The sequence below is a fragment of the Cytobacillus solani genome (assembly GCF_006704205.1).
GTDB classification, from domain to species: domain Bacteria; phylum Bacillota; class Bacilli; order Bacillales; family Cytobacillaceae; genus Cytobacillus; species Cytobacillus solani.
Genome location: NZ_CP041305.1, coordinates 4,906,803 through 4,924,790 on the forward strand (window position 1 = coordinate 4,906,803; position 17,988 = coordinate 4,924,790).

At 36.8% G+C, this 17,988-nt stretch carries 18 protein-coding genes; all 18 read right to left on the reverse strand.

Features of this window, described 5'->3' with window-relative positions; all coding sequences use genetic code 11:
- Positions 1-14: 14 nt before the first annotated feature.
- Positions 15-1,718, reverse strand: a complete 1,704-nt coding sequence (locus FI644_RS24640; RefSeq protein ID WP_053475698.1) for a proline--tRNA ligase — start codon at positions 1,716-1,718, stop codon at positions 15-17.
- A 78-nt stretch (positions 1,719-1,796) separates the two neighbouring features.
- Positions 1,797-3,059 (reverse strand): RIP metalloprotease RseP, encoded by a 1,263-nt coding sequence (gene rseP, locus FI644_RS24645; RefSeq protein WP_053475697.1) that lies wholly within the window; start codon positions 3,057-3,059, stop codon positions 1,797-1,799.
- A 111-nt stretch (positions 3,060-3,170) separates the two neighbouring features.
- The gene (locus FI644_RS24650) at positions 3,171-4,313 is read right to left on the reverse strand and encodes a 1-deoxy-D-xylulose-5-phosphate reductoisomerase (RefSeq protein ID WP_056684186.1); all 1,143 of its coding nucleotides are present in this window, start codon (positions 4,311-4,313) and stop codon (positions 3,171-3,173) included.
- A gap of 183 nt (positions 4,314-4,496) precedes the next feature.
- Entirely contained in the window at positions 4,497-5,285 is a 789-nt protein-coding gene (locus tag FI644_RS24655; RefSeq protein ID WP_142108938.1) for a phosphatidate cytidylyltransferase, read from the reverse strand.
- Between the two features lie 19 nt (positions 5,286-5,304).
- Positions 5,305-6,081 carry an undecaprenyl pyrophosphate synthase gene (gene uppS, locus FI644_RS24660; protein WP_053475694.1) on the reverse strand — a complete coding sequence of 259 codons (777 nt, stop codon included), beginning with the start codon at positions 6,079-6,081 and terminating at the stop codon, positions 5,305-5,307.
- Between the two features lie 407 nt (positions 6,082-6,488).
- On the reverse strand, positions 6,489-7,046 hold the full coding sequence (frr, locus tag FI644_RS24665; RefSeq protein WP_053475693.1) for a ribosome recycling factor: 558 nt from the start codon (positions 7,044-7,046) through the stop codon (positions 6,489-6,491).
- Positions 7,046-7,771 (reverse strand): UMP kinase, encoded by a 726-nt coding sequence (gene pyrH, locus FI644_RS24670; RefSeq protein WP_053475692.1) that lies wholly within the window; start codon positions 7,769-7,771, stop codon positions 7,046-7,048. Before pyrH ends, frr begins: the two co-directional genes overlap by 1 nt.
- Positions 7,772-7,929: 158 nt before the next feature.
- The gene (gene tsf / locus FI644_RS24675; protein WP_053475691.1) at positions 7,930-8,811 is read right to left on the reverse strand and encodes a translation elongation factor Ts; all 882 of its coding nucleotides are present in this window, start codon (positions 8,809-8,811) and stop codon (positions 7,930-7,932) included.
- Positions 8,812-8,946: 135 nt separating this feature from the next.
- Positions 8,947-9,648, reverse strand: coding sequence for a 30S ribosomal protein S2 (rpsB, locus tag FI644_RS24680; protein ID WP_053475690.1), 702 nt, complete (start codon positions 9,646-9,648; stop codon positions 8,947-8,949).
- 150 nt (positions 9,649-9,798) lie between these two features.
- Entirely contained in the window at positions 9,799-10,452 is a 654-nt protein-coding gene (locus FI644_RS24685) for a hypothetical protein (RefSeq protein WP_053475689.1), read from the reverse strand.
- Positions 10,453-10,461: 9 nt separating this feature from the next.
- Positions 10,462-10,779, reverse strand: a complete 318-nt coding sequence (locus tag FI644_RS24690) for a hypothetical protein (RefSeq protein WP_053475688.1) — start codon at positions 10,777-10,779, stop codon at positions 10,462-10,464.
- A 15-nt stretch (positions 10,780-10,794) separates the two neighbouring features.
- Positions 10,795-12,180 (reverse strand): flagellar assembly protein A, encoded by a 1,386-nt coding sequence (locus FI644_RS24695; RefSeq protein WP_053475687.1) that lies wholly within the window; start codon positions 12,178-12,180, stop codon positions 10,795-10,797.
- A 26-nt stretch (positions 12,181-12,206) separates the two neighbouring features.
- A complete protein-coding gene (locus tag FI644_RS24700; RefSeq protein ID WP_053475686.1) occupies positions 12,207-12,968 on the reverse strand; it encodes a FliA/WhiG family RNA polymerase sigma factor in 762 nt (253 codons plus the stop codon).
- A 154-nt stretch (positions 12,969-13,122) separates the two neighbouring features.
- Positions 13,123-13,620, reverse strand: a complete 498-nt coding sequence (locus FI644_RS24705) for a chemotaxis protein CheD (protein ID WP_053475685.1) — start codon at positions 13,618-13,620, stop codon at positions 13,123-13,125.
- On the reverse strand, positions 13,613-14,254 hold the full coding sequence (locus FI644_RS24710; RefSeq protein WP_053475684.1) for a chemotaxis protein CheC: 642 nt from the start codon (positions 14,252-14,254) through the stop codon (positions 13,613-13,615). The genes FI644_RS24705 and FI644_RS24710 overlap by 8 nt, the downstream gene beginning before the upstream one ends.
- Positions 14,255-14,258: 4 nt before the next feature.
- Positions 14,259-14,726: a chemotaxis protein CheW gene (locus tag FI644_RS24715; RefSeq protein ID WP_053475683.1), complete on the reverse strand. Its 468-nt coding sequence runs from the start codon at positions 14,724-14,726 to the stop codon at positions 14,259-14,261.
- 88 nt (positions 14,727-14,814) lie between these two features.
- Positions 14,815-16,866 (reverse strand): chemotaxis protein CheA, encoded by a 2,052-nt coding sequence (locus FI644_RS24720; protein ID WP_053475682.1) that lies wholly within the window; start codon positions 16,864-16,866, stop codon positions 14,815-14,817.
- 21 nt (positions 16,867-16,887) lie between these two features.
- A complete protein-coding gene (locus FI644_RS24725) occupies positions 16,888-17,985 on the reverse strand; it encodes a protein-glutamate methylesterase/protein-glutamine glutaminase (RefSeq protein ID WP_053475681.1) in 1,098 nt (365 codons plus the stop codon).
- Positions 17,986-17,988: the final 3 nt, after the last annotated feature.

The window sequence follows — 17,988 nt, forward strand, 5'->3', positions numbered from 1 at the left end:
AATCCGATAATTGATTAAAGTGTTTCTAAAAGTTGCGTAATGGTTTCCATAAGCTGATCTCTGTGAACCTCTTGCATTTCACCTGACTTACGAACCTTTACTTCTACTATTCCTTCAGCTGCTTTTTTTCCAATTGTAATACGTATCGGCAAACCAATTAAATCTGAGTCAGCAAATTTCACTCCGGGTCTTTCTTGGCGGTCATCCATTAATACATCTCTGCCGCCCTTCTTTAACTGAACATATAGTTCTTCTGCAAGAACTGCTTGTGATTCGTCTTTTATATTAATAGGAATAAGGTGGATATCATACGGAGAAATATCAGTTGGCCAAACAAGTCCATTCTCATCATTATACTGTTCAACAATCGCTGCCATAACACGTGAAACACCGATACCGTAGCAGCCCATAATCATCGGTTGGTTTCTTCCGTTTTCATCCAAGTAAGTTGCACCCATCGCTTCACTATAGCGGGTACCTAATTTAAAGATATGTCCGACTTCAATCCCCTTGGCAAAGAGTATCGTTCCCTCTCCATCTGGTGAAAGATCTCCTTCTTGAATAAAACGAAGATCTTCATATTTTGTTACTTTGAAATCACGTTCTGGATTGACATTTATATAGTGGATATCCTCTTCATTTGCTCCACATACTGCATTTACTAATCCTACGATTGCATGGTCAGCAATTATTTCAACTGAATCCACACCAACCGGTCCGAGTGAGCCAAATGAGCAGCCAAGTATATTTTTTGTTTCCTCAGCACCCGCAAGTTCAACCTCTGCTGCTTCAAACAAATTTTTCAGCTTGATATCATTTACCTCATGGTCCCCACGTACTAATACTAAAACATGCTTGTCATCCACTTTAAATAGCAATGATTTAATACATTGTTTTTTCGTTACATTAAGAAAAGCAGATACTTCATCAATCGTTTTTTTATTTTCTGTTTTCACCTTTTGTAATTCTTGTTGTACCTCGTTGCTTTTTTCATATGTATTAATAACCGGTGCCATTTCAATATTCGCTGCATAATTAGATGTATCAGAATAAGCAATCGTATCTTCACCGATTTCAGATAATACCATGAATTCATGTGTATCCTTCCCGCCCATTGCACCAGAATCTGCAATAACAGCACGGAAATTTAGTCCACAGCGAGTAAAAATATTTGTATACGCCTGATAAAGCTTATCATACATCTCATCGAGACTAGTCTGAGAAGAATGGAAGGAGTATGCATCCTTCATAATAAACTCCCTGCCGCGCAAAATTCCAAAACGAGGGCGTTTTTCATCTCTGAACTTTGTTTGAATTTGATATAAGGCAAGAGGTAATTTTTTATATGACTTGATTTCATCACGAATGAGGCTTGTTATAACTTCCTCATGAGTGGCTCCTAAAGCAAAATCACGCTCATGACGATCCTTCAATCTCATAAGCTCAGGTCCATATGTATACCATCGGCCTGATTCCTGCCACAGTTCAGCCGCTTGCATAGCTGGCATTAATAACTCAACCGCACCTGCTTGATCCATTTCTTCTCGTACAATCGTTTCAATTTTTCTTAATACTTTCTGAGCTAATGGCAAATAGCTATAGATCCCACTTGCATTTTGACGGATAAAACCTGCTCTCAATAATAATTGGTGGCTTTTTATCTCTGCATCTGCTGGCACTTCTCTTAATGTAGGAATAAGCGTCATACTTTGTTTCATCAAATAACACCTCTATTATTAATTAATAAAAAATATAGGGTCAAATCCTTAATGGAGTAAGACCCTAAAGGGAAATTATTATAGGAAAAATCTTTGGATATCGTTCCATGTAACTACAAGCATTAACAGCATTAAAAGGGCAAATCCAATAAAATGAACCATTCCCTCTTTATGGCGATCGATCGGCTTTCCTCTTACTGCTTCAACTGCAAAGAACATGAGTCTTCCTCCGTCCAATGCGGGAATTGGCAATAAGTTCATGATTCCAAGGTTAATGCTCAAAATTGCTGCCCATTTCATTAAATAGAATATTCCAGACTTTGCCACAGTATCAGTAGAAACATAAATGCCTACTGGACCTGAAAGAGCATCGATAGAAAACTGTCCAGTCACTAGCTTACCTAACATGACAAAAATTTCTTTTGTCCAAAGGTATGTTTCTTTGGCACCATGAGAAATGGCTTTTATAGGTGATTTCTCCATGGGCTGGAATACGCCTATTATACCAATCTTTTCCCCATCGGCTTCTTGAACCTTTGGTGTTACAGGCAACTGCAGTTCTTTGCCATCTCGTTCAAGTGAGAATTGCAATTCTTTATTAGGATTTTTACGGATGATTTCCACTACATCTGACCAGCTTGATATTTCAGCACCATTGACACTTTGAATATTGTCTCCCTCTTTCAAACCTGCTTCCATTGCCGCGCCATCATCCGTTAGCTTTCCAAGAACAGGATTATCAGTTGGGATCCCTTGCAATATGCCAATCAAAATAAATATGACGAAGGCAAGAATAAAGTTCATCATCGGACCTGCAAAAATAGCCATCGTTCTTTGCAAAAGAGTTTTTGAGGCAAATTGTCTATCATAAGGAGCAATCAGTGTTTCCGTTCCATTCTCTACTAAAACGGCATTTGCACTAATAGGAAAAGATTGCAGCTTCTCCTCTTCATCCCCTTCAACATATCCCTTTATAACTAATTCATGCTCAATATCTGCATGCTCAACCTCGACAACTCTTGCATTCGGATATTTCTCTTTGTTTGTTAAAATTATTTTATTCGCTTCATCTTTCTCATTAAATAATAAGCCAATGCGATAGCCTGGTTTAATCTCTATCATTTCTGGATCTTCCCCAGCCATACGAACAAAGCCGCCTATAGGAAGCAGTCGAATGGTATAAGTTGTTTCTCCCTTTTTATGAGAAAAGATTTTAGGACCGAAGCCAATGGCAAATTCTCTACATAGAATTCCAGCACGTTTTGCAAACACAAAATGGCCTAATTCATGAAAAAATACTAGGGCCCCAAATATAACAATAAAAGCTATAACTGTACTCAATTTATTACCACCTTTTTAAAAGATAAGAAAATTATCTTTTCTGAGTTAGAGAGCTATCTAGCTTCAACAGCTAAAGAGATATTTTTCCCCCTTAGTTGATGAAACTTATCTTTATAAAAGTGAGTTTACATATTTTCTCGTTTCTTCGTCTACTTCCTGAATTTCAATGAGTCCAGGATTTGAGATGTTATTATGCTTGTTCAAAGCTTTTTCTATTAGATCTTCAATTTGCAGGAAAGAGACTTTTCCATCTAGAAATGCGGCAACTGCTGCTTCATTAGCCGCATTTAGTACAGTAGGCATTGTTCCGCCCGCCTTACCAGCTTCAAAGCTAAAACGTAAGCAGCGGAAACGTTCCAAATCCATCTTTCTAAAATGCAGCTTTCCGATCTCTGCTAAATTAAGACGTTTAGCAGTCTGAAGGATCAATCTATCAGGATATGTAAGTGCATACTGAATAGGAACTCTCATATCCGGTGTTCCTAGTTGAGCGATTATGCTGCTATCATGAAACTCTACCATTGAATGTATAATACTTTCCTTATGCAATAATACATCAATTTTGTCATAGGGAATTGAAAATAACCAGTGTGCTTCAATTACTTCTAATCCTTTATTCATCATTGTTGCCGAATCAATAGTAATTTTTGCTCCCATCGACCAGTTTGGATGATTTAAAGCATCCTCAAGCGTAACATTTCGCAATTCTTCCCGTGTGCGATCTCTGAAGCTGCCACCTGATGCAGTTATAATTAATTTTTCAATGTTTTTTTCTTTCTCGCCTTGTAATGCTTGAAAAATAGCAGAATGCTCACTATCTACAGGAAGCAAGGAAACATTATTGCGCTTAGCCTCTTCCATGACAAGATGACCAGCTGTTACAAGTGTCTCCTTATTCGCTATGGCAATTGTTTTTTTCTCCTTAATAGCTTCTAATGTCGGAGTAAGCCCAACACTCCCAGAAACTGCATTAACAAGAACATCAGCTTTATGATAAACAGCCACTTCAATAAGTCCATCTCTTCCATAAGTAAAGTGGGTCCCTGGAAATTCCGCTTTTAGGTTAGTTACTAAAGATTCTTCCGCAACCGAAACAAGCTCCGGCTTGAATTCCTTAATAATTTTTCTCGTTAGCTCAATATTTCTTCCCACCGAAATAGCAGTAAGCTTAAATTCAGATGGATGTTCTTTAATGACGTCCAAAGTTTGGGTGCCGACTGATCCGGTTGCCCCCATTAAACTAATATACTTCAATTCAATTCATCTCCTGTTGGAAAAAGAAAGACATTTCATTTTTTTATGAGTAAAGGTACAACTTTAAAGTTAGCGAATGTCTAACTCCAGCGCCTATCACCTATCAAACTTCAGGTCCCCTCCCTCTGATAAGTCGCGGTCCTTCCAGTTTGTACAGCGATGATCAAGGCACTTCCGCTTTTCTTAAAATAAATAAATAAAATGAATGAGCGGCCATACAAATAATAAACTGTCAAATCGATCTAATATACCGCCATGACCTGGCATAATTTTCCCAGAATCCTTTACATCATAATGCCGCTTTAATGCCGATTCAACTAGATCACCAATTTGTCCAAAAACAGATAAGACGACAGTGATGATTAGCAGTTGAAATAGTGATGCTGGAATATTTGTGAATAGGAGAAATAGAACGGCTACGATAAGCGCACAGAAAACTCCTCCTATAGATCCCTCTATTGTTTTGTTCGGGCTGATCTCAGGCCATAGCTTCTTTTTCCCTATAGCTCGGCCAATAAAATAGGCTCCTGAATCTGTTGCCCAAATGATAAACAGCGAGAAGAAAATAAAGATTAATCCTTCTTCCCTTGTTTCAATGAAATAATAAAAACCGATTCCAACGTATAATGTAGCTAAAATAGAAAATGCTACATCATCAAAAGTAAACCTATTTTTCGTTACTACTGTATAAGTTAAGAATAATAATACAGCAAGCAAAGCAAACTCAATTTTTGTAAAATGGATGATATTCAGCAGAGCCTGAAATTGATTTGGAAGAAGAAATATCCATAACAACAATAATGATATGATCCCTGGCACAGAGATAATATTTAGTTTGCGCATTTTTAATAGTTCATAAAGTGCAATCGATGCCAACAAGTAGGCTAGTATGACAACTGGCATTCCTCCAATAATAACAACTGGGAGGAAAATTGCACCAAATACAATCGCTGAAATAATTCTTTGCTTCATCTAATTTTCAACACCTTTGTTAAACTCCTCCAAAACGCCTTTGCCTGTTTTGAAAAACCTCAATTGCTTCAATAAAATGGTCTTCTGCAAAATCAGGCCAAAGCACATCAGTAAACCAAAATTCCGTATAAGCTAGCTGCCAGAGCATAAAGTTGCTTAGGCGGATTTCACCACTCGTACGAATTAAAAGATCTGGATCATTTAATCCTTTAGTCATTAAATAAGAAGAAAAAATATCTTCATTTAACTCATTCTCATCTATTATACCATTTTTGCAATCTTTTAAGACTTCCTTGATCCCTTCAATGATTTCAGAGCGGCTTCCATAGTTTAAAGCAAAATTTAATATTAAACCAGTGTTGTCCTTCGTATCCTCCATTGCTCTCTCAATCGCATTTCTTGTGTGAGAAGGCAGCATTTCTTTGTCACCCATCATGATCACTTTCACATTTTCTTCAACCAGCTCTGGAAGAAAAGATCCTAGAAACTCCTCTGGGAGCTTCATAAGGTACTCCACTTCCAGTTTTGGACGTTTCCAATTTTCTGTAGAGAACGCATAAAGAGTCAACGCCTTCACGCCAACTTGATTTGCTAATCTCGTAATTTTTCGAACTACCTTCATTCCTTCATGGTGCCCAGCTATTCTTGGCAAAGCTCTCTTTTTTGCCCATCTGCCATTGCCATCCATAATAATTGCTATATGCGAAGGAATTTGGAGTTCTTGAATTTTCAACATTCTTTCTCGGAGTTCGGAAGAGCTGCTTTGATTCTTCCATCGTTTTATTTTATTTAACATAAGACTGCTCCTTTAAGATAGGTTAATCTTACCCTCCGATTAAAAAAGCGAAAGCGCCTTCGGAACAATCAAAGTACAGATTGTTCCTTTGATGCTTACTCTAAGGAGCTTTCCTCACACCTGACCTCTAAGTCAGGTATAGGCGCTGTAGCTAGACAAAACACTCTTGAATATAAGAAAAATAAGTACTCGCGCCAATTCAATCTCTTGTAAAAAAATCAACCCTATTTCTGCATGATAATATCATACCAAAAATAAAGAAAGATATCTCTATAAAAAGAATATGTACATTTGTAATAAATAAGAATAATACATCTGATTTTATTACCGATCTCATTATTCAAGGGGTTAGAGTAAAAAAACCCCCTATAGATAGAGGGTCGCTATTTCTATTCACAATTATTTTTTTAAACTTCAAGAATTTCTTTTTCTTTATCTTTTGTGATTGAATCAATTTTATTGATCTGCTCATCAGTTAGCTTTTGGATATCATCTGAGTAACCGCGTAAATCATCTTCCGTGATTTCACCGTTCTTCTCAAGTTTCTTTAAATCATCATTTGCATCGCGTCGCACATTACGAATGGCAACTTTTGCCTCTTCAGATTCTTTTTTCACAAGTTTTACGAGATCTTTTCTTCGCTCCTCTGTTAGTTGAGGAATAGAAAGTCGTATGATACTTCCATCATTTGAAGGAGTTAAACCGATATCAGATTTCAAGATGGCTTTTTCAATTTCACCAAGAATAGATTTATCGTATGGTTGAATAACAAGCAGGCGTGCTTCTGGAACTGAAATCCCTGCTAATTGATTAACCGGTGTAGGAGCACCATAATAATCAACCGTAATTCTATCAAGCAATGATGCATTAGCTCTGCCTGCACGAATACTTGCAAGCTCGCGAGTATATGCTTGGATCGCTTTCGTCATTCTTTCCTTTGCATTGGCAATAACTTGTTTTGGCATTATTTTTTCCCCCTTACAATTGTTCCAATTGGTTCACCCATTACTGCACGATTAATATTTCCTTGCTCCATTATTGAAAACACAATTAATGGAATATCATTATCCATACATAAGGACGATGCTGTAGAATCCATAACAGCTAAACCTTCTTTAATTACATCAAGATAGGAAAGCTGATCATATTTTTTCGCATTTTTATCGATCCGCGGATCTGCTGAATACACGCCGTCGACATTGTTTTTCGCCATTAATATAACTTCTGCTTCAATTTCCGCTGCTCTTAGTGCAGCTGTTGTATCTGTTGAGAAATAAGGATTGCCTGTACCAGCAGCAAAGATAACGACACGTTTTTTCTCAAGATGACGAATCGCCTTTCTGCGAATATAAGGTTCAGCCACTTGTCTCATTTCAATAGATGTTTGCACTCTCGTCTCAACACCTAATTGTTCTAAACTATCCTGTAGTGCTAATGAGTTCATGACTGTTGCAAGCATCCCCATATAGTCTGCATTTGCTCTGTCCATACCCATTTCTTCCCCAATCTTTCCGCGCCAGATATTTCCACCGCCAACAACGACAGCTACTTCTACACCTAATTGGGCTAAATCTTTGACCTGTAATGCTACCGACTTTATAACAGCAGGATTAATTCCAAAACCTTGCTCCCCTGCTAAAGCTTCTCCGCTTAACTTTAAAACAACACGTTTATATTTTGGGCTGCTCATAAGAACCTCCATATGTAATATAGAAAAGCTAAGCACATGCAGCACTGTAGCTAAACATTTATTGAACTTATTTAGTCTTGAAAAACAGGGAACACAAAGTGTTCCCTGAAATAACAATTTCTAGTTGTAATTTATTCTTATAAATGTATGAGCAGAAATTACTTTTTAACTTGGCTCATAACTTCTTCAGCAAAGTTATCTTCACGCTTTTCAATACCTTCTCCTACTTCAAAGCGTACAAACTCACGGATTTTCCCGCCTTTTGATTCAACGAATTTCCCAACCTTTTGATCAGGGTTCTTAACGAAAGCTTGATCGTTTACACAAACATCCTCAAAATATTTGCTTAGACGGCCTTCAACCATTTTCGCAACGATATTTTCAGGTTTTCCTTCGTTAAGAGCTTGTTGAGTTAAAACTTCACGCTCACGCTCAACTTCTTCTTGAGAAACTTCGTCACGAGAAACATATTTAGGATTAAGTGCAGCGATATGCATAGACACGTCTTTCGCAGCATCCTCATCAGTTGTTCCTTCAAGTACTGTTAATACGCCAATACGTCCACCCATGTGTAAGTATGCACCAAAAGCATCATTATCTGCCTTTGTTTTCACTTCAAAACGACGCAAGCTTAGTTTTTCACCAATTTTCGCAATAGCAGCATTAATGTGAGCTTCAACAGTAGCCCCATTTGCCATTGTTTGAGCAGCAGCTTCTTCAACAGATGCTGGTTTATTTGCAAGTAAGTGATCTGCTAATTCCTTAACTAAAGTTTGGAATCCTTCATTTTTTGAAACGAAATCTGTTTCAGAGTTTACTTCAAGAATAACCGCAGAATTCCCTTCAACTTTAACAGAAGTTAGCCCTTCCGCAGCAATACGGTCACCTTTTTTAGCAGCCTTAGCGATTCCTTTTTCACGAAGAAAATCGATTGCTTTTTCCAAATCACCATCAGTTTCTTGAAGCGCTTTTTTACAATCCATCATACCTGCGCCTGTTTTTTCGCGTAGTTCCTTAACCATTTGTGCAGTAATTGCCATTATGAAATCCTCCTTATAATTGAATATGTAGTTATATCATTACCAAATATACATGACCAAAAAACTGTCTTTTGCTTATTCTTTAAAAAAAGGTGATAAAGGGGCTCCCTCTTATCACCTTTTTCAATGTCCAACTTAAGCAGTTGTTACTTCTTCACCTTGTTTTGCTTCAAGAATCGCATCTGCCATTTTACCTGTTAATAGTTTAACAGCACGAATTGCATCATCATTTGCAGGGATAACAACATCGATTTCATCTGGATCACAGTTTGTATCAACGATACCAACGATCGGAATGTTTAATTTATGTGCTTCTGCAACAGCAATGCGCTCTTTACGAGGATCGATGATAAATAAAGCGTCAGGAAGACCCTTCATATCTTTGATTCCGCCTAAGAATTTTTCTAAGCGCTCTTGCTCTTTTTTCAATTGAACAACTTCTTTTTTAGGAAGCACTTCGAAAGTACCATCTTCAGACATTCTTTCGATATCTTTTAGACGTGAAATACGCTTTTGGATTGTTTCAAAGTTTGTTAATGTACCACCTAACCAGCGTTGGTTAACATAGTACTGACCAGAACGGATAGCTTCTTCTTTAACAGAGTCTTGTGCTTGCTTCTTTGTTCCTACGAAAAGGATCGTACCGCCGTTACCAGCAAGTTCCTTAACAAAGTTATAAGCTTCTTCAACCTTTTTAACTGTTTTTTGAAGGTCGATGATGTAGATGCCGTTACGCTCTGTAAAAATATATTTTTTCATTTTAGGGTTCCAACGGCGAGTTTGGTGTCCAAAATGTACACCAGCTTCAAGCAATTGCTTCATTGAAATTACTGACATGTGTGTTTCCTCCTAATGGTTTGATTTCCTCCGCTTAGATCATTTTTAATCAGAAACTGACTTTCCAGCACCATCCGATTAAATCAATAAGCGTGTGTATTAACACCATTTGTTAATATATCATAATAATAATATACATTCAAGTTTTTTCTATTGATTGCTTTGGAATTTTAACAACAGTTCAATCTCTGTTTTACCTTTATTCAGTTTTTGTGCTATTTTATCTTCCGTAAATCCTTGTTCTTTCAAGTCGAGTACTTGCTGTAATAACGAATCCTCTTGTAAATGGTTTGTTGAATTAAAAGTTACTTTCATATTTTTTAGGATTTCATCATCATTTTTCTCAAGTGAGGGCAATTTCACAGAATGATCTTCATTTTTTTTTTGAGCCTTACTATCTATATCCATGGCAGCTGCATGTGCATTTTGTTTATAAACACTTGCTGCTTTAAATGCAGTAACTTTTCCGATTCGGCTTTGGAGATGTATTTTATTAGAATCTTCCTCTTGAATTGCCCTGTTGCCTCTATCTTTTGCCTCGTTATAAGAATTATTTTTTTTCGAATCGATTTCATTTATTGGAGCAGATCCAAGCTCCATATTCTTTACTCTTTCAATAAATGCTTCGTTTTCTTCTTTCATTTGCAGCAAGTAGGTAGATATTACCTCTTCCATATCAGAAATCATTTTCTCTTGCTTTCTTTCCACCTGTAACAGACGATTTTGGCGAAGAAATAAGATGATAATTGCGAAGATAGCTAAAACATTTAAAAACAAACTAAATAATAACAAAAAAGTGGTCATACAATCCCTCTATCCACTAAAATCGATTAATGTCCCTTTATATGGGTGATATTCTTTCTGTTTTTTTTCTTTCTCTTCCTTCTGCTCTTCATTTTCTTGTTGTCCATTTGTACCTTGCTGGTTCTCTTGTTGCTTTTGTGAAAGTTTAACATTGCCTTTTTGCTCTTGCTTGATAACTGTACTTCTTTTTTTCTCTTCTTCCTTTTGCGTTTGTTGTACGCCAATATCATTCATGTTTTGTCCACGCTGCTGCAGCTGCTCTTGTATTTTACCTGCTTCAATTGTTCTAGGCAAAGCTATTTGCATCTCAACAGATTTTAAGCTCATACACTTTCACCCTTGTTATGTACTTTGTAAAAGCAACTTATTTGATATGCATGATTCGGAAACAATTTCACCATTTGAGAAATAATAACGGCAATTTGTATGTTTTTTCTGAATTTGCATAGCATACTTTCCGAAGTGCAAAGTTGTATTTGGAAAAACATTCTCGTATATGTATATCGATGAATCGTGTTTCTCGTTCATTTCAATTGCTAGCCTTTCAATTTCCTCATCAATTTCTTTTAGCCTTTGGTTAATGTGATCTTTAGTAACTCTTTGCTTAAGAATGATTGCCTTATGCTCTTCTGAAAGAGCACCTTTTATTTTTCCTATTTGCAGCAGTTTTTGTTCAATATTAATCAATTTTTTAAGGTTTTCATTTAATTCTTTCTTTTCTTTGTGAAGCTCGTTTTCCTTTTCTACTAACTGTAAATCAGCACCAGCACGAATATCAGTTTTGGTAAATAACCTATTTCCAACTTCCTTTATATGAAGATCCCTGCCTACAGATAAAACACCACCAATGATCAGTGCTTTTCTACAGTATAATGAACCACCTGCTTGAATTTTGCTATGTAGAATGGAATTTTCCACAAAAACATCTTGTTCAGCCTGAACATCGGCTTGATTCAAATAGGCTGCTTGAATATTGCCATTGGCAATTAGAGAACCTTTATGACTACCAGAAACACCACCAGAAATAACGATATTTCCTTCCGCATAAATAGCGGCCGCCTCTACTAATCCAAAAATTTTAATATCTCCTCCAGCCTTCACCTCGTATCCGCTAGGAACATTTCCTCTAATAACAACATTCCCAATAAAATCAATATTTCCTGTTTTTAGGTCTAGATCCCCATTCACTTCATAAACAGGATTTACCGAAATCATTTTATCTGTGAGGCTTAATTGTCCATCAGATGTTGAATAGAATGTTGAACCATTCAATATAACATTTTTTCCAGGTCGGATTTTCAGTGGTTTTCCATTCTTGGCAGGTATCATCCGTCCTGTTACATCCGTACCAGTTGTCCCAGGTGTTGGCGGTATAATAGTCGCTAGTGTTTGCCCAGCCTTCACAGAAGGTATTTGAATTACATTACGAAAATTAAATTTTTCTCTTTTCTCACGCTTTTCACTTTGGACTTCATCCAGCAGGTAAGCATCTACGCCTTCTTTTGGCGGAAATCCCTCAGCAATAATAATTGGATAAGAAATAGATAATGGTTGGGTGCTAATCTCTTTGACTACATCCTCTTTAATACCAAAAATAATTTTCTCTTCATTTAGGAAACGAATAAGCTCTTCATAGGTTAATGATAGATCCTCTTCTGACTTTTCAATTAATTCAATTTTCGCGGATAACCGATTCTTTTCAATCAAAACACGGAATAGCTTTGCCATTCGTCATCGCCACTTTCCCTAAGAATTTAAAAGACCTTTTCCAATGCATGACGTAATTTAAAAATCGCTTTGGAATGAATTTGAGAAATTCTAGATGTTGAAAGATTCATGACTTGTCCTATCTCAGTTAGGGTCAATTCTTCTTTATAAAATAAGCTGACCACTAATTGTTCCTTCTCATTTAATTGCGAAATTAAATTCACCATTTCAGCAATCATTTCATCTTTAATTAATTTCTCTTCAGGCATTTCTGTACTTTCATCTTTAATAATAAAAGACTGTCCGTCTTTGTCATCTTGATCACTTGGTTTTTCATCAATCGAAAGGACATTTGCAAAAAAATGTTCATTCATGACTGAATGGACCTCTTCTTCTGTCATATTTACCTCTAAGGATATTTCTTGGATGGTTACCTTTCGTGCAAGCCGCTGTTCAAGCTTTTCAATTGCTGCCTCAATCTTTTTTGCCTTTTCCCTTGTATTTCGAGGAAGCCAATCTTCTTTTCGTAAACCATCGAGGATGGCGCCGCGAATTCTAAAAGAAGCATACGTATCAAACTTCAAATCACGATTGGGTTCAAATTTTTCCAAAGCATCATATAAACCCATCAAGCCTAGACTTCGCAAATCATCTCTTGAAACATTTCTCGGCAGATTCACGGAAATTCGCTGGACATGATAGCTTACAAGAGGTAAATATTTTTGAACGAGGAAATTTCCCGCTTGAGCATCACGAGAAGTGACCCAACTTTGCCAATACGTTTGTTCTTCCGTCATTTGATGTGCCATATGGTCATCCTCCTCAAACGTTTACATTTTTCGTTACTACATAATAGTATATCAAAAAAAATATGAACAAAATAGACACTGATTCCCTTAATAAAGGTCAAAAAAAGGAAAACAGCCCTTTCATTCAGAAAGAGGCTGAAATCGTTTCTTGTCCTTATAGTTCCTGAATGCCTTTATTCACTGTCCGGATATGTAAGATGCAGTTTTGTGGATTAAATTCAATGGTCCTTCCGCTATTTCCGCCAACATCTGCTGCAACAATTGCAATATTTAAAGCAGCTAGTTCTAATTTAACAGCTTCTACGTTTCTAGGGCCGATACGCATCATATCACTGCCACTCGAAAATTGAAACATTTGTGCTCCACCAGCAATTTTCGCCTTTAAAAAATTGGCTCGTGCTCCATGACGAATTAACTTTGAAACAAGATCTTTTATAGCTGTATCAGCATACTTTGCGATGTTCAAGACACCTGACTTAGCAAGAGAAGAGTCTGGTAGCATCACATGAGCAAGTCCAGCAACTTCTCTTGTTTGATCATATATAACAACACCTACACAGGATCCTAAACCTGATGTGCGAATGATATCTGGCGTTTTAACTATATTCATATCAGCAATTCCGACTTTAATAATGGTTTTACTTTCAATCATTATGCGGAACTCCTAGAGATTTAAAAATAATTTGAAAAGAATCTGGATCCGGCAAAAGGAAAAAATGTCCCTTCACATATTCTGTGTTTTCATCCTCATCTTCATTTAAGGCTGTATCTATGACAATCGCATAGTCACTTACATGTGATAATTCTATTAAGCCGTAGCTAATGATCGCTCCAACCATATCAATACTTAATGCCGGAACAGAAGGATACAAAGATAAATTTGTAAAATCTGATAAAGATGATAAATAGGATCCTGAAAGAATATTCCCTAACTCCTGTAAAGCTGATAACCCAATTTCACTATATGGAGGAGACTCGAGGGAAAAACTTTCATCCCCGATCATTTCCCTAATAAAGCTTGTCGCCTGTTCGACCGGCAAAACAAAAAACATGCTCCCTGGAGCTTCACCCTCGATTCTCAGAAAAACACCAGCGACAACATTTTCAGCTCCTCCTGCCATATTCATCATCTCGTCAAATGAAACAATTTGTACATTAGGAACTTTCATATCAATTTTCTTGTTTAATAATTTTGATAAAGCAGTCGCTGCATGACCTGCACCAATATTGCCAATTTCCTTTAATATATCGAGATGAATGGATGAAATCTTTTCAATAAAACTCATTTGTTTATCCTTCATTTCTAGTAGAGCTAAATTGCTCCGTGCCCAATATCATTTCTAAATCAATAAGTATCAGTAATCTTTTGCCGATCTTCGCAACACCATTAATATATTCAACTTCTTTAACCCCAACCACATCTGGCGGCGGCTCAATTGAAGAAACAGGAATATCAATCACATCATTAGCTAAATCTACAACAAAACCAACTTCTAGATCATTAACAGATACAATAATAACACGAGTACTATCAGTGAAATTCTCTTCTTCAAGACCAAATCTGCTTCGAAGATCAATGATCGGTGTAATCACACCTCGAAGATTAATTACACCTTTAATAAATTTTTCTGTTCGTGGAACCCTAGTAATATGTTCAACCTTTTCAATTCCTTGAACTTGATTAACTGGAATCGCATATTCTTTATCCTTTAATTGAAAGACGATTAATTTAACATCTGCAGCTAACGTATCAGTCATCTTTGACACCTCTTTACTAGACTGTAAAATTTCGAGAAGCCGTTTACCATTATAGCAGCTAACGGCATCATTGTTTTAGAAGCTTCAACTATTTAATTAATGCATTACAGTCAACAATTAAGGCTACTTGTCCATTACCTAAAATTGTAGCACCAGAAATCGCAAATACATTCATTAAATAATTCCCTAACGATTTTAAGACGACTTCTTGCTGCCCAATAAAGGAGTCAACAACAAGTCCTGCCATTTTATCGCCTTTTCTTACTATGACAACAGAATAGAAATCATCCTCTTCTTCAAAGACAGGAACTTCAAACACATCTTTTAGGAATAATAATGGAACCACTTTTCCTCTGAAATCTATTACTCTCTGATTATGAGCATTGAGTATATCTTCTTTTTTTACAATCGCCGTTTCGATAATAGACGATAGAGGGATTGCAAATTTCTCCTGCTGAATCTCAGTAAGCATTACCGAAATAATCGATAAAGTTAAAGGCAGTTGAATTGAGAACACTGATCCATGACCAAGTTTCGATTCAATTGAAATCGTTCCGCCTAAAGATTCAATCGTACTTTTTACAACGTCCAATCCAACGCCACGACCGGAAACATCCGATATTTTTTCTGCAGTAGAAAAGCCTGATGCTAAAATTAACTCGTATACTTGATTATCTGTCATTGATGCAGCGGCTTGCTCAGTAACAATCCCTTTACTTAACGCCTTGGCTAGAACTTTATCTCTGCTAATACCTGCACCATCATCTTCGATTTCAATAAATACATGATTTCCGCTATGATAGGCCTTAAGTACGACCGTTCCTTCTTCATTCTTTCCATTTGCTTTTCTCGTCTCTGGTGTTTCGACACCATGATCAAGAGCATTTCTAATTAAATGTACAAGTGGATCACCAATTTCATCAATAACTGTACGGTCTAGCTCAGTTTCCGCACCGATAATTTCAAGATTGATTTTCTTATTTAAATCACGTGCCAATTGACGAACCATACGTGGGAAGCGATTAAAGACCGTTTCAACTGGAACCATGCGCATATTAAGGATAATATTTTGCAAATCACCCGTTACTCTTGACATACGTTCAACCGTCTCATGTAATTCTTGATTGTTTAAATCTCTTGAAATTTGTTCTAATCGTCCTCTATCAATGACTAATTCTTCGAACAAATTCATTAAAATATCCAATCTTTCAATATTTACACGAATCGTTTTACTGCTTGCTTGCTTTGCAGATGAAGTAGCCTTCTTATCCTCTTGCTTATTTGGAGTATCAGCATTTTTCACCATTTCATTTGCTGGCGCTTCACTTACTGTTGTTTGAATAATTTCCACTTCTTCTTCATATTGTCGGAGTTCATCTAAAGAAATTGGATTTACGTCTACCTTTTCAACCTCAGAAACTTTCATTAATTTCTTTTGAATATCATCTTTCATTTCCTTCGAAACGATTGTTACTGTAAATTCGTGATCAAATTGCTCTTCCTCAAGCTGATCTACTGATGGATTGGATTTAATGACCTCACCGATCTTCTCTAAGATTTCAAAGATCATAAATACTCTTGCTGCTTTTAGAAGACAATCTTCTCTTAAAGCAACAGTAATTTCAAACGTATCGAAGCCTTGTTCTTTTGATTGCTGAAGAACAGTAAATTCAAACTCATCATAATGGCTTTTTGCCGCGTGTAAAGGTTCTGCAGCTGCGGCAGCAACTTCTGATTTTGCTTCAGATTGGACAGGGCTCTCCCCTTTTTCAATTAGCAATAATTTACCGACAACGTCTGAAACATCTCTTTTTCCATCTCCGCCTTCAGCTATCGATTGCACCATTGCTTCAAGATCATCCACAGCCAGAAAAACAACATCCAATATTTCTGGATTGAATTTAAGCTTATGATTACGTATAGCATCCAGGACATTCTCCATTTGATGGGTAAGCTTCGCTAAATCCTCATATCCCATCGTTGCAGACATTCCTTTTAATGTATGGGCAGAACGGAAAATTTCATTTACAATTGTAATATCCTCCGGATTCTTCTCCAATTCAAGAAGCTGTTCATTACATGCTTGCAAATGTTCTTTACTTTCTTCTATAAAAACTTCTAAATATTGATTCATATCCATGTGGCCCACACCCCTTAAGCATTAAACAAATTTCAAAATAGTTTGTGCTATCTTCTCAACATCTTGAACTTCATCAACTAAATTAGTAGCTATTGCAGCTTTAGGCATTCCAAAAACGATAGAGGTTTCCTGAGACTCGGCAATTGCTTTCACTGACCCATTTTTCTTCAAAGCGACCAACCCTTTCGAGCCATCTGAACCCATGCCAGTCATGATCACTGCTACTTTCGTATAGTGATTTATCTCGCTTACTGATTCAAACAATACATCAACTGCTGGTCTATGCCCATTTCTTGCTTCTGATTGGTCAAGGCATATAACTAAATTCGGGCCTACTTGTTTCGTTCTCATATGATAGCCGCCTGGTGCAATGTATGCTGTTCCCTTTTCTACAATATCCCCATCGCATGCTTCTTTTACGGAAATTGCACAAAGTGAATCTAACCTTGTAGCCAAAGATTTTGTAAACCCTGCAGGCATGTGCTGAACGATAAGTACAGCCGAATCAAGGCTAGCTGGCAATCTTGTTAGAACATTTTGAAGAGCCCTTGGCCCACCTGTGGAAGTGCCTATACATATTATCTTCTTAGATAGTCCCAGCCCTTTAGTAACAGGTGTATTTACTCGAGACTCGTCCTTTGGTTCTATTTTACTATAACTTTCGGCCTGAGTAGTAGATAAATATTTGTCTGATGATATTTTTATCAATTGCTTACGGCTTACTTTGCTAGCTGACAGTACCTTCCGGACTAGTTCCTCCTTAATTTTATGTAAATCAAGGGATATCGCACCTGAAGGCTTTGCGATAAAATCAATCGCACCTGATTGAATTGCGGCTATCGTATTTTCCGCTCCCTCTTTCGTTGTACTTGACAGCATAATGACAGGGACAGGAAAATCCTTCATTATTATTTTTAATGCCTCAATACCATTTAAAACAGGCATTTCAACATCCATTGTGATAACATCAGGTTTTAATTCTTTTAACTTTTCAATGCCATCTTTCCCATTTCTAGCTGAACCAACTACCTGGATTCGTGGATCCTCAGATAAAAAATTAGAAATAAGTTTTCTCATAAAGGCCGAATCATCCACTACCAGCACATTAACTTTCGACATGCC